The following is a 21830-nucleotide window of genomic DNA, read 5'->3' as shown; positions in this document are numbered from 1 at the left end:
ATCACCCATGGTCAGACTGACGAACGCGCTTCACGAGCATCGCGGACTTGCGTTCCCGCTGCTGGCGATGTCGCTCATTCTTGTCATTCTGGTGCCGCTGCCGACGCCGATGCTCGACGCGCTGCTTGTAGCCAATGTGACGCTCAGCGCTGTTGTGCTGTTGACCGTGATGTATATGAACGGTCCGCTTGATTTCTCGTCGTTTCCGTCATTGCTGCTGTCGTTGACGCTTTTTCGGCTGGTTCTCAACACGGCGACGACCCGATTGATTCTCACAAATGCGGACGGTACGACCGGGGCGGCGGGCGAAGTGATTGAGGAGTTCAGTGCGTTCGTTGCGGCGGGATCGCTGGCCGTCGGCGTCATTATCTTTGTCATCATTACGGTGATTCAGTTCGTGGTCATCACCAAGGGTGCGACACGGATTGCGGAAGTCGCGGCCCGGTTCACGCTGGATGCGATGCCGGGCAAGCAGATGGCGATCGACGCCGATCTATCGGCCGGACTGATTGATGAAGGCGAGGCGCGTCGCCGTCGTGAAAACGTGACCAAGGAGGCGGACTTCTACGGCGCGATGGATGGTGCGAGCAAGTTCGTGCGAGGCGACGCGATTGCGGGCGTCGTGATTACGCTCGTCAATATCATCGGCGGCATCTATGTGGGAATGGTGGAGAAGAATCTGCCGTTGATGGACTGTCTGAGCGTTTTTACCCGACTGACAATCGGTGACGGACTCGTGACGCAGATCCCCGCGTTTCTGGTGTCAGTTGGCGCCGGCATGCTGGTTACGCGGTCGACGGCCAAGTCGAACATGGGCGAAGAGCTCATGGGGCAGCTTTCGTCGAGGCCGGTCGCATTGATTCTGAGCGCCGCGTTCCTGCTGGTCCTGACGGCGACGCCGCTGCCAAAGATGCCGCTGCTTCTGATCGCGAGCGGCGTGGGCGGCCTGGGGTATATGCTTTACGGTCGCGGCCGGAAGCTCGCGCGGGCGGACGCTGCTGCGGCGACGGCTGCGGCGGCCAAGCCGAAAGAGCCGGAGAAGATCGAATCGTTGTTGTCGGTCGATGCGCTCGAGTTAGAAGTCGGATATGGGCTGATCCGTCTGGTTGACAAGAAGCAGGGCGGCGACCTGCTGGATCGCATTCAGAACATTCGACGGCAGATTGCGACGGACATGGGTATGATCGTGCCGCCGATTCGCATACGGGACAATGTGGCACTGGAACCGAACCAGTATGCGCTCAAGCTTCGCGGAGCGCACATCGCGAGAGGTGAACTCATGCCGGGTTATCTGCTCGCGATCGATTCCGGCGCGGTGTCGGAGCCTGTGCATGGAATTGAGACTCGGGAGCCGGCGTTTGGGCTGGCGGCTCGCTGGATTTCGGACTCGGATCGTTCGATGGCGGAGCATCGAAACTACACAGTGGTGGAGCCGACGAGCGTGCTTGCGACCCATCTGACTGAGCTGGTTCGAACGTACGCCGCCGAATTGCTGACGCGCGAGGACGTGAACAAGCTGATCAGCGCACTGAAGGAGCGCAGCCCGAAGATTGTCGAGGAGATTATCCCGGATGTGATGAAGATGGGCGAGGTTCAGGGCGTTTTGTCGCATCTGCTTCGTGAGCGCGTGCCGATTCGTGATCTGGAGACGATTCTGGAGACGCTTGGCGATTGGGCGCCGCGGACGAAAGATCCGGACGTGCTTACGGAGTATGTGCGAAATGCGCTTGCCCGGACAATCTGTGAGCAGCATGTTGATTCGGCGCGGACAATTCACGGTGTCACGCTCGATCCTGGCGTCGAGGATCTGATCAACTCCCACGTTGAGCGCACGGAGCGCGGCTCGTATCTGACGTTGCCGCCGACGATGGCGAACAAGGTGATCGCGGCAATTCGTCGTGAGTTGGAGACCGCGGCGTCGAAGGCCGGTGGACGGCAGCCGGTCATCTTCTCCTCGCCGCAGGTTCGACAGTGGACACGTCGAATTATTGAGACGGCGCTGCCGACCGTGGCGGTGCTGGGTTACAACGAAGTCGTCCGAGGTGTGAACATTCGGACACATGGCATGGTGACAATCCAAGATGAAATTGAGAACGTATCAGGCACGGTCAATGGCTGACGCACTGGCCAAGGTCAAGAAGGACCTTGGCAAGGATGCCGTCATTCTCCACACGCGGACGCTGACGCGCGGCGGGATTCTTGGCATCGGCGCGCGGTCTGTCATTGAAATCACCGCGACGGCCGATGAGCGGGTGATGAGCATCCGTCGCGCGGCGCGGTCGGGCGCTGAATCGGATGAACTTCCGTCGCCGAGGTCTTCACCGCGTGTCGCGCCCTTGTTCGATTATGCAGTGGCGCAGTCGGTCGGCGCGAGTGCGCCGCGCGAGGGCCTTCGCGGGCTGCCGACGCCGGTGCTCGCGGGGGTCACCACGGATCCCGGGGCAGGTTCCGGCTCGGCTCGACGCGCAGAGGCAGTGAATGCGACGCGAGGGGCGTCGGGTGCGTCGGACCCCGGCGCGGGGGTCGGCGATGACAAGGACGCTGACGAACTTCGGCGCGAATTGACGGAGATTCGCGGGATGGTCCGCGATCTTGTCCGGCATGTTCGTGGATCGGACGAGTTCGGCGAAGTCGGGGCGTTTGATGAATATCACGCGCTGCTTCTTGCACAGGAATTGGATGCTGAGTCGGCGTACGATCTGCTTGGCCGGACTGCCGAGCGCCTGCGTTGTCAGTCGGCTTTTCAGGGACGGATTCGGGCGGACGGCGCGGGTGGGGCGGAATTCTCTCGCGAATCCGTGCTGGCGGAACTGCGAAAAACCATCGCGGAATCGTTGCCTACCGCGGCGCCGCTGCGATTGCGTGATGATGGGCAGACGACTGTGGTCGCCCTTGTCGGGCCGACCGGCGTTGGCAAGACGACGACCATCGCGAAGCTTGCTGCAAACATGAAGCTGCGTGAGAACAAGCGCGTCGGATTGATCACGATCGATTCGTATCGGATCGCGGCGGTCGAACAGCTGAAGACGTATGCGCAGATTCTGCGTGTGCCCATCGCAAGCGTCCTGAAGCCGGAGGATATTCGCACGGCCATCGACGAAATGTCTGACATGGACCTGATCCTTATCGACACGGCCGGGCGGAGCCAGAAAGATGGGCTACGAATTGGCGAGCTGAATGAGTTCGTTCGGGCGGCGAACCCTGATCAGATTCATCTCGTACTGTCGACAACCAGCAAAGAAAAGACACTGCGAGAGGCGATCGATCGATTCAGCGTGCTGGGCTCGGCGCAACTACTCTTTACAAAGGTCGATGAAGCGGACGGCTTTGGCGTGATTCTAAACGTGCTGCGAGACGTCGATATGCGGCCATCATACCTTACGACGGGACAAGCCGTGCCGGATGATATCGAAATAGCCAGCGCCAGCCGACTCGCGCGGCTGATCGTGGACCAGATGGAGATACAGTCGCGCGAGGCCGGTGGTCTGCGACCAGAGGACGGCGGTCGCACGGGAGCCGTGGCATGAGTGCGATTCCGAAAGATCAGGCCGCGGATCTGCGGCTGCTCATGGCAACCCGCGGTTCGAGTCACTGCGCATCGCAATCCGTGCGAGCTTCGCTTCGTCGTAGGACAGCGAGAGTCGTGGCGGTGGCCAGCGGCAAGGGCGGTGTCGGCAAAACGAGCATCGCGGTGAATCTGGCGCTGAGGCTTTCTCAGTCGGGGCATCGCGTTGTCCTGGTTGACGCGGATCTCGGAACGGCCAATGCCGATCTACTGCTGAATGTTCACGCGCGGAGCAACCTGGCCGCGCTGGTTAGCGGCCGGGCTTCCATTGACGAGGTTCTGACCCCGATCAATGCGCGGATGAATCTGGTGGCAGGCGCGTCGGGCCTGGCTGCGGTTGCCGATCTGAGTTCACACGATCGTCGGGCGCTGGTTGACGACCTGTCTTCGCTGGAGGCTCGCACTGACATCATCCTGATCGATTGCGGCGCGGGTATTTCGCAGAATGTGCTGGCCTTTGCTCATGCGGCTGACGACCTTCTTGTCGTGACGACGCCGGAACCGACAGCGATCACAGACGCGTACGCCCTGGTGAAGGTGCTATCCCGCGCGGCTGAACTTCCGGCCGTCCATGTCGTGATGAATCAGGCATTGAGCGATGAGGAAGGGCGTACTTCGGCTGCTCGATTGACGAGCGTGGCGTCGCGATTCCTGGGGGTTGAGGTTTCGCTTATCGGACAGATCGCGCGCGATGAGCACGTCGGTCGAGCCGTTCGTCTTCGTGCTCCATTTGTTCAGCGATTTCCGCGCTGTCTGGCGTCAAGCGGCATTTCAGCATTGGCAAACAGGGTCGCGCTTCCCGTCGCCTCGACGAGCGACGATTCAGGATTCTTCCAACGCGTCCTTCGCTTTTTTCACTGAACCAATTCGAACGCTTCGCCGATGCCCAATACGGTTGAGGACCGAAAACGGCTAGAGGCGAGGGCGGTGTGGCTTCCTTGTTCGGTGTGACATGCGGTCTGCTGGCATTCGCGGGGATGATTCTGCGCGGATTGTTCTCTGGCAACGCCGTCGAGGTCATCCTGCTTCGCGCGATGGGCGGACTTTTCGGCTTCCTGATCATCGGAACGATCGCCGGGTGGATTGCGGGTTGCGTCCTTCAGGATCGTCCCCTTGCGGAATCCGAAGAGGATGGCAAGTCACGGTAACTGCGTCATGTCAGATGCCGTGAGCCTGACATCTTTCGCACCGCGACCCCGCCCGGCAGCCACGACGTTGACCTGATGGTTCTTGAATCAAAGCGCCCGACCTTCTCGCCCGAGTCGGACAGGAGTTTCTTCGAATGCTCGCTTCGGAAATTGACGTCTCGAAAGTCTGGAAACAGTACAAGAAAGAACCGGATGACGAACTCCGCAACACGCTGATCGAACAATACATGCATATTGTTCGATTCAACGCGGAGCGTATTCATACCAAGCTGCCGACGGAAGTCGAACTCGACGACCTGATCAGCGCGGGCATGTTCGGTCTGATCGACGCCATCGAGGCGTTCGATATGGATCGCGGTGTGAAGTTCGAGACATACTGTTCGCCGCGCATTCGTGGCGCGATTCTGGATGAGCTTCGTTCCATGGACTGGGTGCCGCGCCTGGTTCGCAATCGGTCGCAGAAGATTCAGAACGCAACCAAGGAGCTTCAGTCCGAACTGGGTCGCATGCCCAGCGAGCGCGAAGTGGCCGAGCGGATCGGCGTTGCGCCGGATGAATTCAAGCGAATTTCGCGGGACGGCAACGCGGTGTCGATGACATCGCTTTCGCGAAAGGCCTTCGCCGGTGATTCCTCGCGGGAAGTCTCGGAAATCGAAGTGCTCCGTGACGAACGAGCCGTGAATCCCGTGAAGGAGATTCAGAAATCGGACCTGAAGCGTTTGATTCAGCAAGGCCTTTCCTCGACTGAGCGACTGATTCTTGTGTTATACTACTATGAGGAAATGACCATGAAGGAGATCGGGGTGACGCTCGATCTTTCGGAAAGCCGGGTGAGTCAGATGCACTCGGCCATCGTTGAACGACTGCGGTTCCAGTTGAAGCAGCGCGACAAGGAATTCAGAATGTAGGCCACTTACCTCGCGCCGACCGAACCCGCGGAGCGGCCTGCGGGGGGGGCGCACTGGCGGATGCGGTGGTCAATGTCATGACCGCGGCGATGCACAGCCGGAACTGATTCTCGACGGGAGTCCTTCGATGTCGGCCATTCCGCCCAATTCGATCGGCTCGGTGCTACAGTCCGGCGCCGCCCAGCAGGTTCAATCGCGCGAGCGAGAGAACGAGGATAACCTTCGCACGGACGCTTCACGCCGTCTCACCGGGCAAGGCAGCGCCGATATCATCGAAATCGAAGCGACTGATACAGACGACAACGAAGTGCATGCCGACACCGCCGGCACGGGCGGTCAGGGCCGTTTCGACGCGCCGCCGGAAGAGTCGGAGAGTGAGACACACGACTCAACGGGCGTCCGTATCGACCCTGATGGCCGCCCTCATCTCGATCTTTCCGCGTGATCCGAATCTCATCCGATGTCGCGAATGTCCCATTGGGGCGCGACGAGCATTTGCCTCAGAACAATTCAGTTCGCAGGCGGGTAACCAGCAAGTGTGCCTGCCGGGTCGGTTCGGGCATCCGGTAACCCATGCAGCACCGGCGTGTCACTGAAACTGCATTGGCGAGTACCATCCGGTGTCCAATGCTGATATAGATTGGTTTGGCGCCTTCGCGGGTACGGACGACCCGTCCCAGAGTTTCACCATCCACGACGAGCCTGCACGAACCGCCCGCCCGAGACCCCGGCTCACGATGTTGACCGCAAAGACGGCTCTTCGCACAGCCGATGGCCGGTCGGTCGAGAAACAAGCCGACGTGGCATGCAAGGCCGAATCGCCTGGGGTGTGACTTCCCATGCCCATCGAGGATAAACACATCAGGTTCACGTGACAGCAGCCTCGCTGCCTCGATGAGTGCCGGCGCCTCGCGGAAGCTGAGCAGGCCGGGCACATAGGGAAAGGTCACGTTTTGATGTGCGAATGCGGTCTCGACGATCGTGTGTGCTGCGATGTCCCAGACGACCCACGCCGCAATCAGCCGATCGCCTTCAGAATTAAACGCCACGTCGCCGCCGGCAGCGAGGCGCGCAGCACGGGGGAGCGGCGATTCGATGATTCGCGCGGCGAGTTGTCTCTGGAGCTGGATTGCTGCCGCAGGTGTCTGGTTCCAGTCGTGTATCGGAGTGGGCAGGTTCATGCGCGCGAACCGAGTTTGCTCGTATAATACTGCGGATACCGCGATTGTGCGCAGGAGAATGATCCGCCGCGGGGCCGGCAAGTCTGCACTTGGAATGCCTTGGAATTGTTGAATGAATCGGGATTTTTCCGGCATCCAGCTGCTTCTCATCAGCGTGATCGGCGTCCTGGTCGCTTCGAGCCCGTCAAATGCCGAGATTGTCCGATTGAAGGATGGCACTTCCTTCGCAGGGCGCGTGGTCGAGGAATCGCCGACGTCCGTCCGATTGAAATCAGGCACGGCCGACGGGCCCAGGGAGCTGATATTTTCGCCCGACGATGTCGCGGCCGTTCGACGCACAATGGACGAAGTGGCCGAGATCAATTCGTGCATCGAGCCCGCGGTACTGCGTCGATGGTGCGAGGGGTATTTCCATTCTGACATGGCCATCCTCGCGGTTCAGTGCGTGGAACGACTGGTCGTGCTTGATCCAGGCTTGAAGGCGCGGGTGTGCGACACGGGATCGGCGGAGTACCAGATTTTCTGGAACAAGCTGATTTTTCGGCAGAGGTTTAACTCGGCGGAGTCGTCGTCGGGCGCGGGATTGCTGGAACTCGCCAAGTGGGCTGATGCCGCGGGGCTGAAGGCCGACGCACGCGAGACGCTGCGTCGAGCGGCGTTTGCCGATCCCACTCTGACAGAAGTGAGGCAGCTTGCGGCACTCTGGAATGTCTCACTTGCCTCATGGATTCGGTTGGATCTGACGCCGGCGATTGAGACGAGCCTGTTCCTTTCGCGAATCGTGGATCAGGGCGCGGAGGTGGAGGCACAGGCGGGCCGGGAGTTTTTACTTCTGCCGCTGCATTACGAATCGGATGTCGCGCCGCGTGTGCTGTCGCGTCTGCTTCTGTCGAAGCGCGATCGGCCGGCCTATTACGGCGTGTATTCATTCCATCGTCAGCCGACGGCCGCGGTACTTCAGTCATGGACCGAATCAATCGTGTTCGAGCGCATGGAGTTAAAATCCATCGCCGGTGGCGAGGTTCAGGTTGTCTGGAAGAACAATTTGCTTCCACGTGTTCGCGACGGGGAAAAATGGAAGCAGGAGGCTGTGCGGTCGCGTTCTGAGGCGGAGCGGCCGGCGGGCTGGGCGGTGCTCGTCCTTGAGCCGGAACCTGGACAGAGGGAGATTGTTCTGGAATGGGGCGACGGATCGGCGGACGTGATCGATCTGGCATTTATTCGATCGATACCGGAAATTCGGACGAAGGGCGGCCGTCTCGAACCGGATGCGCCGGAATTGGTGCAGGCGTTGCGGCATATGGGGGGGCGGTCCGCGGCCATGGTGGAATTGAGTGTCGAAACGCTGGGGATGGTTCGTGCGCAGGTGACGGCAGATCGGATTGGGAACTGGGCCCGCACGGTCGATCCGGGCGTGATCGCCCTGGTTAATCGAGGTGACCACCGAATCGATCGGGCGGTCTGGCGGTACATTGCGTCTCGCCGGGAGGTGCCGATGGCTGCGATGGCGCAGCTGCAATCGCTGCCGCACGAGTTGAAGCTGAAATGGATCAAGCTGATTGGCGAGCATGGTGTGGAATCCGTTGCGGGCGATTCGGCAATGATCAAGTCGCTGTTGCTGTCGATGTGCAGCAACGGGTCAGTCGAGGAATGCGAGGCAGCGCTGGTCACGATGCGGCGACTGCGAATGAAGGTTGATTGGTCTGAATTCAGCCGGATGTCGCAGAATGCACAGATGGCTGCGCTCCGCCAACTGGGCGGCATGCGCCGTGATGACGCGGTTACGGCACTCCTGACAATCATGAAGCATGTGCAGCAGTCGTCGGCGGCAGAGGTCGCCCGGCATGTGCGATCACTTGGACTGGAACTGAGCGACCCGCGCGATCCGCTGCTCCTTAAGTGGCGGGAGCTCAAGTCGAATTCGGATCGGATCTCACTTCTCACCGTACTACAACCGGCTGCGCTGGGCGATCTGATCTTCTCTCGTACGTTTGCAGATATTGTCAATACCGGGATTGAAGCGATGCCAAGGCAGCGCGGCCTGAAGCGGGCGGTATTCGATCTGGTGGTCGAGCAGGGCGAGCGATTCGTGTCGGATGCGCGACTGTTGGGGGACGAGCCAGGACACGGCGTTTTCCCTCTGAATGTGCGGCTGCGAATGGATGATCCGATGATCGCCGGTCTTGCTGAGGCGGCGCGAACAGGAAGCATGAGCCAGCGGATTGACGCCGCTTCGATTCTGATTCGGGCGGGGTATCCGACAATCGCGGCCGACGCGGTCAGTGGCTCGAATGCAACGACGGAAGAGACAGCGGCCATCATCACGGCACTTCTTGATCGACCGAAGACGGCGCTGTCCGACGGTATGCTTGGGCTGTGCGGCCGTTTGCTTCGCCCTGAGGGCTTGCCAATTGTAGAAACACTGTTGACGTGGCTGGGTCGGCGTTCGGCAGAGACGCCCGTTGCTGAGCATTGGCGGCTGATCGCCGCGATGAAGACCGGCATCGATTTTCAAGCGTTCGCGGAAATGGTGAGCGTGATGCGTCCGACTCAGGCGATTGCCGCGCAGCGCATCCTTTTTGAGGCAGGCCATTTCACGGCCCAGGACCGACAGGTTTTCGTTGCGGAGAAGAATCCGGCCACACGACGGGCGACGCTTTCGGAACTGGACCTGCGAAGAGCACAACTCGTCGATGGAAATTATGGTGTTGTCATCGTGGCTGAGGTGATCGAGGCGGTTGATTATCCGATCCACTCGCAGTCCGAGGATGTGCAATTGTCCGCCATTCGCTGGCGGGCGCCGCGCCGGGTGACCATGTATGGTCCGGCGGTCCGACTGTCGTCCAGTGATACCGGCAATGATTATCAGGTCTATTGGGAGAATGGCGAGATCGGACGCGGTCGTTCGCGTTCGAAGTTGAGACCAGTTCGGCGACCGGAAGGGTCGATCCCGGCGCTGGCCGATCCGAACGCCGATCTGTTGGGGGCGAATGGTTGGGGCTGGCCGGGGCCGACTGGGCTGGCGGGATTCGAACTTCAGACGGCAGTGGGACCGGTGGTGTTACCGTCTAATCGGCCGGTGCTGGACGAGCCAGGTGAGGATTTTGCGACGCTTGATCTGACGACCTATGCGGCGAAATTGCTTGCGGAATCGGGGCTGTTCTCGACGGTCGATTTGAGCAGGCTTTCCGTGACACCGCTTCGCGTCACGGTTCGATATGCGGCTTTTGCGTCGTATGTCGGTCTGATGCCAATGCGGGAGCCGCCTTTGAGCCCCGCACCTGGTCAACGCCATCTGCTGGGGATGCTTGTCATGCTGGAACGGATCGATCCGTGAGCGCAACGGGACGGCCGAATTTCGCGCGACATCATTGCAGGATCATCACGCGAGAGTACTTGGGCACGAGCAGATCGAAGACGAATGCCACCTCGTCCGGTCCGAGTCGGACGCATCCCATCGACATATCAGCGCCGATGCTTTTCGGATCGATGGTACCGTGAATGCCGAAGCCGATCCGCCCCATGCATTCGCCCGAAATGCACTCGAGGCTGATCCAGCGTTCGCCGATCGGGTTCTCGGGGTCGTTTGCCGCAAAATATCGGCCGGAGATCGGGTCGGCCCAGTCCGGATTGGTGAGTTTGCTCTTGATGAGCCATTCGCCGGTGGGGGTTCCGCCGTCGGTTCCGAGACCGACAGGAAAGCTGCGCACGAAGACATCTCCCAAGGAGAGGTCAATTCGATGTGCGGATTTGTAAATCCTGGCGCTGAACGGTCCTTTGATCACTTTGAGTCGCGAACCGGCGAGAATCGAATCTCGATCGCGGATGCCGTTAAGGGTCATGATGAGCTCTTCGCTGATCTGGTATTTCCTCGCGATCACAAAAAGGCTCTCGCCGGTTTTCACCACGTGAACCGCAGTGAGCGGATCATCCGGCGTCGTTGCGCGGCTGAAGAGAAGGGCGTCCGACAGGCGATCCAGCTCGCGTCGGATAAATTGCTGATCGGGTGGATTCACGCCGAGGGCGAGAGCGCGCGACAGCGCGGCGCGAGCCTTGATGACTTCGCCGGAGGCCAGCGCATCTCGACCGGTTTTGAGCGCGCGGGCGGCACTGTTGCCGAAGGCGCTCGGCATGAGCGGATTCGACGTGTCGGCGGTCGTTGGGACCGAGGCGATGGCGACCGTCGGTGTCGTGGCTTCGACCGACTCCCGGATGGATGTTGCCTCATTTGGCCGGATCGCGGCATCGAGGTCGGGCGCGTTCTCAGGCTTGGAAGTCCGCGTGCTACTCGGCTCTGATGAACCGAACCGCGGCGCGTCGTTGGAAATTGAGGCCGCCTGGTCGGACCCGACATCAGGCGGATTTGTCGACGAAAATTTCCATGCGTAGAACGACCATGCGGCCGCGGCGAAGATCACAACGCCTAGAACCATGCCGAGCGATTTTTGGTTTGTTCGTGTCATGGCAGTCAACCTCGAGCTCAGTCCCGCGGAGTAGCCCGGTGAAGGATCATACGACGCCGCCCGGACCGGAGTTTACCAAATCGCGCGGGCGATTCGCCAGATGAAAATCGGAGGCGGCGTCTTGTCGGCAAATCACGCATGTGCCGAGGCGGTTTCACGGTGCGCGTCTGTGGCCGGCGTGAATCCGTGGCGTGCCGTGTTTTCGGAAATCGTGCGGGGCAGCATGAATTGCTGGAGGTAATCCGGTCCGCCGGTTTTCGATCCCAGGCCGGATTGATCAAAACCTCCGAACGGCTGGCGGTCAACCCGCGACAGGGTGATCTTGCGATTCACATAGATCATGCCGGCGCGGAGGCGCAGTTTGGCGAATTCGCAGTGCCGCGGGCTTCGCGAGTAGAGACCGGCACAAAGGGCGTAGTTCGTGCAGTTGGCGATTTCGACAGCTTCCTCGAACGATTTCGCCCGATGAATGCACAGCACTGGCGCCATACACTCCTCCCGGGCGATAAACGCATCACACGGCACATCCGAGAAGATTACGGGGGACATGAAAAATCCGGCTTCGCCTGCCCCTTTTTTCGGCGGGAGAACACAGCGTGCTTCACGCATCCCGTTCTCGATGAAGCGCTCCGCAACTGAAAGCGCTTGCTCGTTGATCAGCGGACCGACCGAAGTCGCAGGCGAGTCGGCGGGTCCGGGCTTGATGGCGGACGCTGAATCGACCAACTTCTCGACAAAGGCTTCGTAGATCGAACCGACCACGATCACGCGCGAACAGGCGGTGCATTTTTGTCCTGCGTAACCAAAGGCTGACGCCATCACGGCCTGCACGGCGTCATCCAGATCGGCGTCGTCATCGACGATGATGGCGTTCTTTCCGCCCATCTCGGCGATAATGTGCTTAGTCGCTCCGCGGTCCGTCGATGCCGAACGTGCCTGATCGATGAGTCCGCGACCGACAGCGGACGACCCGGTGAATGCGATCATGTCGATACCCGGGTGGCGAACGAGAAACTCGCCCAGATCCGCGCCGGGTCCGGGCGTGAAATTAAGGACGCCCGGCGGAAGGCCGGCTTCGATCAGAATCTCGCAAAGGCGGGCGGCGCAGACTGCGGCATCGTTCGCAGGTTTCATCACGACGGTATTGCCGGTCACAATCGCGGCGGCAGTCATTCCACCGATCAGCGACGTGGGGAAGCAATAGGGGCCGATCGTCAGAACGACGCCGCGCGGCAGATAGTTGTACTCATTGGACTCACCTGGAAAGTCTCGCCGTCGCGGTCGAGCTGAAAGGCGGCGCATTTCCCGAGCGTAGAAACGGAAATAGTCGGCGGTTTCCATGAAGTCCGCTTGTGCTTCGCGCCAGGTCTTGCCGACTTCATGAATCATCCACGCGCAGATTTCAAATCGCCGCGATTCGAGCAGGTCGGCCGCTCGATCCAGCAAGGACGCCCGCTCCGCAGGCGGTGTGGCTGACCATTTCGGGAATGCTGCTCGAGCGGCGCTTATGGCGCGATCGGCCAAAGCGTGATCGCAGATGGCAGTTCGGCCGACGATCTCATTCCGATTCGACGGATTGAGCGATTCGTGCCATTCGCGCGTGTCAACCCCTCCGTTCGCAATGATCGCGGGGTACTTGCGGCCGAACTGAGCGCGTGTTGAGGCGATCGCCGCCTTCATTGCTTCGCGGTTGGCGTCGCGCGAGAAATCCATCTCGGCGGATTCATTAAACGGTTCCATGCATTCTTCCCCTTCTGGATCCTGGATGCGGGGCGCTGGCAGAATTGTCGGACAAGTTGGCGGTTGGCTGCCGGGACGCGCCAGGAGCGCATCGACCGACATGTGCTGTCCGAAGCTCTGCCGCAGGAAGGATTCGTTCGCGGTGTTCTCGATCAGCCGGCGGATGAGATACGCCATGCCGGTCATCAGATCGCCGAAGGGCGCGTAGATTCGCAGCCGCTGGCGCATCGAGACAAGGGCCCGCTTCAGCGGATCGCCCATGCCGGTCAGCATTTGCAATTCAAGGGTCCGTTCGGGCAGACCCAGTGTGGCCTCCATGGCCAGAACAGCCGCAATGGACCTGACGTTGTGACTGGCGAATGCCGGGCGAACAACATCAGCGTTTTTCAGAAGCAATGCTGAAACACGCTCGAACGATTCGTCGGAACGCCATTTCTCGGTGTAGAGCGGGATCGGCCACTTATTGCGCACGGCAGTCGCGGTTTCCGAATCCCAGTAGGCGCCTTTCACGATACGAACACTGATCGGCGTGCCGCGCCGGCGAACCCAGCCGATCAACTCGCGCAGGTCGGTTTCGCCTTCGGGCATGTAGGTCTGAATGACAATGCCGACGTCGGGCCAATCGCGGAACTCCGGTTCGCTCAGGACGCGCTTGAAGATTTCCAGCGTCATGTCCTTGACCGCGTAGTGTTCCATGTCGATGTTGATGAATGCGCCGACCTGCCGTGCGGCCCGGAAGATCGGACGCAGGCGATCCAATACGGCGGCAGCGACGCCTTCGGGATCGATCGGGTCGAATCTGACGACAATCGCCGAAAGCTTGATCGACACATTCACCTTCGGCAGGGACCCCCAGGGCGTGCGATCGAGGATCGGATCTTCCCGCCACTCGAGCGATTCGCGGCCAAGGTGCCGAATGAGTTCGAGATAAAGTTCCTGATGATGGCGCGCCACACGATCAGCGATGATCGTTTCGCCGAGGACATCCAATGTGAAGGTCATGCCCTTGCGACGCAGCTTTCGGACCGCGGCAACCGCTTCGCCGGGTGTCGATCCGACAATGAACTGCCTCGCGCTGGTGCCGCATCCGAATCGTGCGGCCCATGCGACGAAGTGTGCATAGGCGCTTTCCGGTCGATCGAATCCGATCGCGAGTTCGAGTATCCCAGGGAGTCGATGTCCCTTCACGCGACGCCAGGCCGCCTTGGGTTCGAGATAATCGATGAGGTGCCGCGCGATTGATGTCGCGTCGTTTAGTGACGGCATGACCTCAATGAAGCGAAACAACCGGAGTTTGAGGTCTTCATCGGAGGTCAGCCAGTTCATGCCGAACTGTTGCCATGCCTCCATCGAGAAAATCGATGGGGAGGCGTCCTCCGCCCGCTTGAAGATTTCGCGTCCGATCCTGCCGATCTCCGGCTCAATGGCAGCGGGGCTGAGGCGTGCGAGCGTCATGCGTTTGTACGGCCCCCTCGATGGTGTTTCGGATCGCGCGGGCAATTGTCCCGCCTGGCACATTTCTGATGAATTCTAAAGCCCGCTGACGCTGCTGCAAATACGCCGGATTGCCGGGTATGTGGGTCGGCTCTACACTCTGCCTCATGTCAAGAATCGTATTGCAGTGCCGGATTCCGGCCCTCATCCTGTGCTGTGCCGTCGGCGTCGCCGGCTGCGAAGACAAACGCCGTCATCAGGCCTCAGAGAATGTCGAGTTTCCGGTCGTGGAGCCGCCGGTCGGAAGCGACGCTCCGGCGGATGCGGTCGCGCTGGCCATGCTCGACGCGATGCGGACATTGCAGCGTATTCGAGCCGTGGGTTTCGGCCATTCGGACAACAAGGCGAAATACGACCACGCGATGGGCGTGATCGCGAGCCTGATGGACAAGGATCGCGTTTACATGTCCGTCAGGGCGGAGCCGCCACCAAGCGTTCCACGCGATATCAAGCGCGATGCGGCTGTACGGCTGGTCGCCGAGTCCTGGGTATCGGCGATTGCGCATTACCTGGAAGGGATGGAATCGTCGACACGCGAATTAACAATCCGAAAGAAGGGCGAGATTCTGTTCGAACAGAATCGGGCCATGTCGGCGGATGGAAAAATCGAACGCTCGAACGAACGAGTTCTGGCAATGGATGAGGCCACGCTCTATGTCGATGCCGTGGATCCGCATGAGCGCGAGATGCTGGCGGAAATCGAATCGAGCGACGAGATGACCAAGGCCGTCGGCTCGGACGGAAAGCCGCTTGCGAAGGGCACGGAAGCGTACCTCGCAAAACTGCGGTTATTGACAATTCCGAGGGGATTCAATGTGCCGATCGGCGCGGTGATTGTGATTCGCCTGAGCCAGACGCCAGACGGGTGGCGTGTATTTCATCTTCACTTGCAGGGTTGATCTGTTCGAGAAGCCGCGTGAAGGAAATGGCGCCGGCCTAGACGTGCAATTCGACGATGTTCTTATCCGTCAGAATGTGGTTGCCGGTGACCTGTTGTCCGTCGTGCACGGTGCCGCCCCAGATTCGAGCGGTTTTCAGCTTGGCAGCCAAGTCCTTGTGAATGTGCTCGGCCATGTCGAGCACGGTTGCGCCGACTGGCAGGATGAACGGGGCTTCCTTGTCCGCGGGTTTGCCCGGCTTCTTTGCATAGACACGAATCACATTGAGCAGCTCGTACAAATCCGCGAGCATCTCCGGCATTCCTTCGCCGGATTTGGCGGAGATGCCTCGCACCTGCAAGTGTTCCAATTCGCCGGACATCAATTCGCGGAATGTGCTGAGATTCTCCATCGCCCCGGGTGCATCGAGTTTGTTGGCGACCAGTAATGCGCGCTTCGGCAGGGCGGTGGCGTCGATTGCGTCCAGGTCCCGATCTTCCATGTCTTCTCCACCAAAGTCCGGCGTCGGCGTCGTCATCGGCCGCATCTGATGATCGCGAAGCAGTCTGATCGACTGCTCAAACTGGTCGACGACCTCGATTGAGGCCAGGTCGATCACGATCAGCAATGCGTCGGCACGGCGATACGCATTCAGCATTCCGGGCTGTGCATTGCCTTCCATGATCGGCGGCATATCGACGAGCTGGATTGGAACGTCTTCGTGATGAGCCATGCCGGGCACGGCCGCGTGCGTGGAGAAAGGAAAATCCGCAATTTCAACCTTTGCATGCGTCAACGCGCCGACGATGGAACTCTTGCCGACGTTGGCGGCACCGAGTAGGACGACTTGCCCGGCGCCCTGCCGGGGTACGCTGAACAGGTCATGCGAGGCGTGTCCACCGGACTTGTGCGCGCGTTGCGCGTCCTCTCGCGCGGCCTTGATTTTCTGCTTGATTTGAAGCTGGAGTTTCTCACTGGCCTTGTGCTTGGGGACGAGGCGAAGCATTTCCTCCAGGGCGGCGACCCGGTCGGCCGCATTGGTCGCGCAGCGATATCGCTCTTCGGCCTTCTTGTACATGGGTGTGGCATTGATCGCCATTCAACGATTACTCCATCAGGCTATGCGGGTTGGCTCCCCGGTGGCCGGCGTCACGACCGCGCCGAAACGAAGGATTCTGAATTCTCGATCTATCGCCATGATATCGCGCCGTCGCCTGCGCATCGACTCGGGTCCTTCCCATGAAGAGCTCGCTGCTCATGCCGGTGGGCGGGATGGTGTGTCCGAAGGCCCGAATCCGGAATTGTATCGAACAGATCGTTGTGCCATTACGACGGCATTCTCAATCTGCTTGATGATTCTGTGGCGACCACCGGGTGGCCTCTGTATCGGGCGATGCCGCGGAAAAAAGTTGCCGAATTTGCAAAGATCGGCTAGAATTCCTTCAGGCCAGCAAGCGCATTTGTATTTTCATTATTCGACCAAGCGGGTCGGATGTAATTTCGTGCGCTGAGTCCGGTCCGACATGAGGAGGTGAAAAAAGGGTTTCCGAATCGACGACGTTTCGGAGTCCGATTCAGTATTCACCGCGGCGTATTCGACAGTCTCCGCGATGGAATCTGAACCGATCTTGCCGAGTGCAGCCTGAGCTGATGGAACACGGATTGGCTGATGCAAATGGCCGTGCGAGACGTCACGAGGAAAAATAAGATAACATGCGAGTCCTGCATCGCGGGATTTGCCAACCGAGGAGAACGCCCATGACAGCCGTCACGCTCCCGCAATTCGAGGGTCGCGAGGGAGGCGCCCCGCGCGTCAGGTACATCCGAGACATTGATAAGCTTACCCAGATTCCGCCGGCCGAGCGCGACAAGCTCAAGAAAGTGGCCGAGCGATATGTGTTCCGGGCCAACGATTACTACCTCGGTCTGATCAACTGGGACGATCCCGACGATCCAATCAAGCAGCTCATCATCCCTCGCGAAGAGGAACTGAACGACTGGGGACAGCTCGATGCCAGCAATGAGGCATCTGTAACTGTTACCAACGGCGTTCAGCACAAGTATCCCGATACTGTTCTTCTGCTATGCAACGAAGTTTGCGGCGCATACTGCCGCTATTGCTTCCGCAAGCGGCTCTTCATGGATGATAACGACGAGGTGACGCGAGACGTTTCGGCTGGTATCCGCTACATCGCCGAGCATCCCGAGGTGACAAATGTCCTCCTGACAGGGGGAGATCCGCTGCTGATGGCGACGCGGAAACTGCGGCAGATAATCGGCGGGTTACGGGAGATTGAGCACGTTCGGATCATTCGCATCGGCTCAAAAATGCCGGCCTTTGACCCATGGCGGATTCTCAACGACCCGGATTTGCAGGAACTGCTTTCGACCTATTCGACGCCCATGCGGCGCATCTATCTGATGGCTCATTTCGATCATCCGCGCGAATTGACGGAGGCGGCGATCGAGGGAATCGACCGCTTTATCCGCTGCGGCGTGATCTGCGTGAATCAATGTCCGCTCATCAAGGGCATCAATGACGACCCGGATGTGCTTTCGGATTTATACAGAAAGCTCTCGTGGATCGGCTGCCCGCCGTACTACCTGTTCCAAGGACGCCCGACCGCCGGTAACGAGCCGTACGAAGTGCCGATCGTTCGTGGATGGGATATTTTCCGCGAGGCGCTGCGTCGCGGGTCCGGTCTGGCTCGCCGTGCCCGGTACTCAATGTCTCATGAGACCGGTAAAATCGAAATTGCGGGCGTGGACGATCAGTACATCTATCTGCGATATCATCGCGCGAAAGACCCGTCGCTGCGGGGCAAGTTCATGGTTTACCGCCGCAACGATGAGGCGTATTGGCTCGATCAGCTTGAACCGGTTTCACCGGCCGACGCGCCACGATTCAACGTTGAAAGCCGATATGATGTTGTTGACGGTCCTGAATAACATCAGCCGTGATTGGCATGAATTGTGCAGCAGGTTCTGTTCGGGAGCTAACCATCTTCGGAGGGCTTACGATGACGCCGCGCGACATCGCAAAGTGGATTCACGACGAGCACGCTCGAGTCCAGGAGTTCACATACGACGTGCGAAAGCAGTTGGCGGTCCCGCCGGTCGGACAGTTGTCGGACTGGCTGCCGAGACTCCGAACCAGCTTCAGCAAGCTGGCCACGCACCTTCGCAACCACATGGCCATGGAGGAGGAGGGTGGTTACATGAAGGGCGTCGAACGGATTCGGCCTACGCTGTCTCGAAAGGTCGAAGCACTGCACCATGAGCATTCGGAGCTTGATCGGCTCATGCGCGAGCTCGATGCATCGATCGCCGAACTGCGGCCGGAAGACAATCTGCTCATCCGACACGCCATCGCCCGAATCGGGATGTTCCTGGCCTACGTCGAACAGCACAAACACGAGGAGGAGAATCTCGTGATGTACGCGTTCAATCAGGACCTCGGTACCGGCGACTAAGCACCGGATTGAATTCGATTTTTCCCATATCGCACCTCGAGGCTCGGGCCGCGCTGCGATATTGATTTTTCACCCGACGGGGTGATACCATGCCGATCGAGAACCACGTAGCGATGAATTCCTCAAAGCCAGTCAGTCTCAATCTGAATGTCCGCGGACTTGGCCAATCGCCGACGCTCGCGATCAAGGAAAAATGCCGCGCGTTGTTACAGGCCGGAAAGCACGTCTATGACTTCGGCCTGGGACAGTCGCCGTTTCCCGTGCCCGGCTCCGTCGTCGAATCGTTGCGGACGGCCGCCACGGAGAAGGACTACCTGCCGGTCAAGGGCCTGCCGGCTTTGCGCGAGGCAGTCGCGGACTATCATCGCAAGAAGGATGAAATTGACGCCAGCCCCGATGGCGTGATTGTCGGTCCCGGCTCAAAAGAGCTGATGTTTATCCTGCAACTGGTCTATTACGGCGAGATTCTGCTGACGCCGCCGTGTTGGGTGACCTACTGGCCGCAGGCGAGGATTCTCGGTCGCCGATTCAGTCTGATTCATACCCGGTATGAAAACGGCTGGAAAGTGACGGCCGAGGAATTCGACCGGGCGCTGAGCGTTGTCGAGGACGATCATCGGCCGCGCCTGCTTGTGCTGAATTATCCGAGCAATCCGACGGGTCTGACTTATAGTGCCGACGAAGTCAAATGCCTTGCCGAGGTGGCGCGGAAATACAATGTGATTGTGTTGTCCGACGAAATCTATGGTCGGCTGCATTTCACCGGCGAACATGTTTCGATTGCACGATTCTACCCGGAGGGCACCATCGTCAGCTCCGGATTATCGAAGTGGTGCGGAGCCGGCGGCTGGCGACTCGGCACATTTACCTGCCCGCACGAATTGCGCTGGTTGGTCGATGCAATGGCCGCCGTCGCCAGTGAGAGTTTCACGTCAGTCAGCGCGCCGATTCAATTTGCGGCGGTCCGGGCGTTCCAGTGCGGAGTTGATATCGAGCGGTATCTGTGGCATGCGCGCCGGGTGCTCGCGGCAATCGCTGCGCCCACCGTTTCGATTTTGAAGTCCGCCGGCATTCGCGTTCATGCCCCGGTCGGCGGATTCTACCTTTTCCTGGATTTCTCGCCGTTCGCGGAGATGTTGGCCCGCCGCGGGATCAGGGACGGACCCAGTCTGTGCAATCGTCTACTTGAGGAAGCCAATGTGGCGATCCTGCCCGGCGTCTCGTTCGGGCGTTCGCGTCAGGATCTGACGGCTCGGCTTGCGTTTGTCGATTTCGATGGCGGCGCGGCTCTTGCTGCCAGCGAGAATCTGCCGCTCGAGCACCCGTTGCCGGACGATTTCGTCCGGGCGCATTGCCGAAGAGTGATAGACGGCGCTCTTGCAATTTCACAATGGCTTACGATCGGCGCGGACGGCAAGAATTCCGAAGGCTGAGATTGCGCCAATCGCTCGCCGGGAATCCCTTTGTTTTGACGTTTTCCGTCAACCCCCTAGAATTCGTTCCTCTTGTGGGTTGCCGCTCCCGTTGATCGCGGCGAGATCGAGAGGAATCAGATATGGTCGTAGGCGAACTGACTCAGGAGGTTGACCTCGTTGTCATCGGCGGAGGCCCCGGCGGTTATGTGGCGGCTCTCGCCGCTGCGGATCGCGGGATTCAGACCGCGCTGATCGAGGAAGCCAAAGTGCCCGGCGGCGTGTGCCTGCGTGAGGGCTGCATCCCCAGCAAATCCCTCCTGCATGTCGCCCGGATCATCGATGAGGCGAAGCACGCTGAGAGCCTTGGATTGACCTATGCCCCGCCGAAGGTCGATATCGAGAAACTTCGCGGCTGGAAGAACGGCGTCATACGCAAGCTCGCGGGCGGCGTTCAGTCGCTCATCAAGGCGCGCAAGATCGACTATTTCAACGGTCATGCCGAATTCGAGAGTTCGAACATCGTTCGCCTCGAAGGCGCAGATAACGCACGGCTTAAATTTCGGCATGCAATAATTGCGACCGGTGCATCCGCGAAATTTCTGCCCGAATCCGTGATTCCCCGGGACCTTTGCTGGAGTGCGGCGGACGCGCTCGAAGTCAGTGAGGTTCCGAAGCGATTGCTCATCATCGGCGGCGGCTACATCGGTCTGGAAATCGGACAGGTTTATGCCGGCCTGGGTAGCGAAGTTACGGTTGTCGAAGCGCTCGATGGCGTGCTGACCGGACTCGATCCCGAATTAGCCAAGCCGCTGCTTTCGAAGTTGAACAAGCAGATGAAGGCGATTCACACCGGAGCGCAATTCAAAGGCGCCAAGAAGTCCGGCAATGAAATTCAGGCGACATATGTCGTTGGTGGAAAGGAAGTCACCGAGCCGTACGACAGAATCCTCGTTTCGATCGGGCGCAAACCACGGACCGACGGACTCGGGCTTGAACATACCAAGGTTTCGCTTACGGATCGCGGGTTCATTCAGGTCGATCATCAGTTCCGCACCACAGACAAGCGAATTTTCGCAATCGGGGATGTCATCGGCGACCCGATGCTGGCACACAAGGCTTCCCGCGAGGCGAAGATTGTCGCCAATGTTCTGGCGGGCAAGAATGATGAATGGGACAACGTGACCATTCCGGCTGTCGTTTACACGGATCCGGAAGTCGCCTGGTGCGGCTACACGGAATCGGAAGCAAAGGCCAAGGGGCTGGATTTCGTTGTGAAGAAGTTTCAGTGGGTCGGCTCGGGCCGTGCGGTATCGATGAATCGGACTGAGGGACTGACGAAGCTCATTTTCGATCGACAGACGCAGCGGTTGGTCGGTATGGGAATTGTCGGTGCGCATGCCGGCGATCTACTGATGGAAGGTGTGCTCGGCATGGAACTCGGCGCCGTGGCCGATGATCTGGCATTGTCGATCCATCCGCACCCGTCCCTGGGTGAGACGATTATGGAGGCCGCCGAAGCGATGACAGGCAAGGCGATTCACGGGCATTGATTGCGTTGGCAGAAG

Annotated in this window: 16 protein-coding genes; 12 read left to right on the top strand and 4 right to left on the bottom strand. The window is 59.7% G+C overall.

What is annotated here, in order from left to right; translation table 11 throughout:
* The first annotated feature begins 7 nt into the window (after positions 1–7).
* The 6 genes from flhA to KF841_01760 all read left to right on the top strand — a co-directional run bounded on the left by flhA (position 8) and on the right by KF841_01760 (position 6066).
* On the top strand, positions 8–2119 hold the full coding sequence (flhA, locus tag KF841_01785; protein ID MBX3394076.1) for a flagellar biosynthesis protein FlhA: 2112 nt from the start codon (positions 8–10) through the stop codon (positions 2117–2119).
* A complete protein-coding gene (flhF, locus tag KF841_01780; protein MBX3394075.1) occupies positions 2082–3527 on the top strand; it encodes a flagellar biosynthesis protein FlhF in 1446 nt (481 codons plus the stop codon). Before flhA ends, flhF begins: the two co-directional genes overlap by 38 nt.
* Positions 3524–4426 carry a MinD/ParA family protein gene (locus KF841_01775; GenBank protein MBX3394074.1) on the top strand — a complete coding sequence of 301 codons (903 nt, stop codon included), beginning with the start codon at positions 3524–3526 and terminating at the stop codon, positions 4424–4426. The genes flhF and KF841_01775 overlap by 4 nt, the downstream gene beginning before the upstream one ends.
* Positions 4427–4494: 68 nt before the next feature.
* Complete coding sequence (locus KF841_01770) at positions 4495–4713, top strand: hypothetical protein (protein MBX3394073.1); 219 nt, start codon at positions 4495–4497, stop codon at positions 4711–4713.
* A gap of 134 nt (positions 4714–4847) precedes the next feature.
* On the top strand, positions 4848–5621 hold the full coding sequence (locus KF841_01765) for a FliA/WhiG family RNA polymerase sigma factor (protein MBX3394072.1): 774 nt from the start codon (positions 4848–4850) through the stop codon (positions 5619–5621).
* Positions 5622–5748: 127 nt separating this feature from the next.
* Complete coding sequence (locus KF841_01760) at positions 5749–6066, top strand: hypothetical protein (GenBank protein MBX3394071.1); 318 nt, start codon at positions 5749–5751, stop codon at positions 6064–6066.
* Positions 6067–6121: 55 nt separating this feature from the next.
* Here the strand turns inward: KF841_01760 and KF841_01755 are convergent, their stop codons facing one another.
* Positions 6122–6802 carry an endonuclease V gene (locus tag KF841_01755; protein MBX3394070.1) on the bottom strand — a complete coding sequence of 227 codons (681 nt, stop codon included), beginning with the start codon at positions 6800–6802 and terminating at the stop codon, positions 6122–6124.
* Positions 6803–6914: 112 nt separating this feature from the next.
* Between KF841_01755 and KF841_01750 the strand changes: the two genes are divergently transcribed.
* On the top strand, positions 6915–10139 hold the full coding sequence (locus KF841_01750; GenBank protein ID MBX3394069.1) for a hypothetical protein: 3225 nt from the start codon (positions 6915–6917) through the stop codon (positions 10137–10139).
* A gap of 31 nt (positions 10140–10170) precedes the next feature.
* On the opposite strand, the gene KF841_01745 is transcribed toward KF841_01750, so the two are convergent.
* Positions 10171–11265, bottom strand: coding sequence for a LysM peptidoglycan-binding domain-containing protein (locus tag KF841_01745; GenBank protein MBX3394068.1), 1095 nt, complete (start codon positions 11263–11265; stop codon positions 10171–10173).
* Between the two features lie 132 nt (positions 11266–11397).
* Entirely contained in the window at positions 11398–14460 is a 3063-nt protein-coding gene (locus tag KF841_01740; protein ID MBX3394067.1) for a proline dehydrogenase family protein, read from the bottom strand.
* A gap of 119 nt (positions 14461–14579) precedes the next feature.
* Here KF841_01740 and KF841_01735 point away from each other — a divergent pair, with 119 nt between their 5' ends.
* Entirely contained in the window at positions 14580–15398 is an 819-nt protein-coding gene (locus tag KF841_01735; GenBank protein MBX3394066.1) for a hypothetical protein, read from the top strand.
* A gap of 37 nt (positions 15399–15435) precedes the next feature.
* On the opposite strand, the gene KF841_01730 is transcribed toward KF841_01735, so the two are convergent.
* The gene (locus tag KF841_01730) at positions 15436–16476 is read right to left on the bottom strand and encodes a 50S ribosome-binding GTPase (GenBank protein MBX3394065.1); all 1041 of its coding nucleotides are present in this window, start codon (positions 16474–16476) and stop codon (positions 15436–15438) included.
* 659 nt (positions 16477–17135) lie between these two features.
* Here KF841_01730 and KF841_01725 point away from each other — a divergent pair.
* The 4 genes from KF841_01725 to lpdA all read left to right on the top strand — a co-directional run bounded on the left by KF841_01725 (position 17136) and on the right by lpdA (position 21815).
* A complete protein-coding gene (locus KF841_01725) occupies positions 17136–18326 on the top strand; it encodes a 4Fe-4S cluster-binding domain-containing protein (GenBank protein ID MBX3394064.1) in 1191 nt (396 codons plus the stop codon).
* 71 nt (positions 18327–18397) lie between these two features.
* Positions 18398–18850, top strand: a complete 453-nt coding sequence (locus KF841_01720) for a hemerythrin domain-containing protein (protein ID MBX3394063.1) — start codon at positions 18398–18400, stop codon at positions 18848–18850.
* Positions 18851–18963: 113 nt separating this feature from the next.
* Positions 18964–20283, top strand: a complete 1320-nt coding sequence (locus KF841_01715) for an aminotransferase class I/II-fold pyridoxal phosphate-dependent enzyme (GenBank protein ID MBX3394062.1) — start codon at positions 18964–18966, stop codon at positions 20281–20283.
* Between the two features lie 122 nt (positions 20284–20405).
* Complete coding sequence (gene lpdA, locus KF841_01710; GenBank protein ID MBX3394061.1) at positions 20406–21815, top strand: dihydrolipoyl dehydrogenase; 1410 nt, start codon at positions 20406–20408, stop codon at positions 21813–21815.
* Positions 21816–21830 lie beyond the last annotated feature (15 nt).

This window comes from Phycisphaerae bacterium (assembly GCA_019636475.1).
Lineage (GTDB): Bacteria > Planctomycetota > Phycisphaerae > UBA1845 > UTPLA1 > JADJRI01.
The sequence above is the reverse complement of the archived record's forward strand: the minus strand, read 5'-3'. Positions and strand labels throughout refer to the sequence as shown.

Excerpts from the sequence above, each read along its gene's own strand:
- flhA (MBX3394076.1), top strand. The coding sequence starts at position 8 with ATGGTCAGACTGACGAACGCGCTTCACGAGCATCGCGGACTTGCGTTC.
- flhF (MBX3394075.1), top strand. The coding sequence starts at position 2,082 with ATGAAATTGAGAACGTATCAGGCACGGTCAATGGCTGACGCACTGGCC.
- KF841_01775 (MBX3394074.1), top strand. The coding sequence starts at position 3,524 with ATGAGTGCGATTCCGAAAGATCAGGCCGCGGATCTGCGGCTGCTCATG.
- KF841_01765 (MBX3394072.1), top strand. The coding sequence starts at position 4,848 with ATGCTCGCTTCGGAAATTGACGTCTCGAAAGTCTGGAAACAGTACAAG.
- KF841_01760 (MBX3394071.1), top strand. The coding sequence starts at position 5,749 with ATGTCGGCCATTCCGCCCAATTCGATCGGCTCGGTGCTACAGTCCGGC.
- KF841_01755 (MBX3394070.1), bottom strand. The coding sequence starts at position 6,802 with ATGAACCTGCCCACTCCGATACACGACTGGAACCAGACACCTGCGGCA.
- KF841_01750 (MBX3394069.1), top strand. The coding sequence starts at position 6,915 with ATGAATCGGGATTTTTCCGGCATCCAGCTGCTTCTCATCAGCGTGATC.
- KF841_01745 (MBX3394068.1), bottom strand. The coding sequence starts at position 11,265 with ATGACACGAACAAACCAAAAATCGCTCGGCATGGTTCTAGGCGTTGTG.
- KF841_01740 (MBX3394067.1), bottom strand. The coding sequence starts at position 14,460 with ATGACGCTCGCACGCCTCAGCCCCGCTGCCATTGAGCCGGAGATCGGC.
- KF841_01735 (MBX3394066.1), top strand. The coding sequence starts at position 14,580 with ATGTGGGTCGGCTCTACACTCTGCCTCATGTCAAGAATCGTATTGCAG.
- KF841_01730 (MBX3394065.1), bottom strand. The coding sequence starts at position 16,476 with ATGGCGATCAATGCCACACCCATGTACAAGAAGGCCGAAGAGCGATAT.
- KF841_01725 (MBX3394064.1), top strand. The coding sequence starts at position 17,136 with ATGACAGCCGTCACGCTCCCGCAATTCGAGGGTCGCGAGGGAGGCGCC.
- KF841_01720 (MBX3394063.1), top strand. The coding sequence starts at position 18,398 with ATGACGCCGCGCGACATCGCAAAGTGGATTCACGACGAGCACGCTCGA.
- KF841_01715 (MBX3394062.1), top strand. The coding sequence starts at position 18,964 with ATGAATTCCTCAAAGCCAGTCAGTCTCAATCTGAATGTCCGCGGACTT.
- lpdA (MBX3394061.1), top strand. The coding sequence starts at position 20,406 with ATGGTCGTAGGCGAACTGACTCAGGAGGTTGACCTCGTTGTCATCGGC.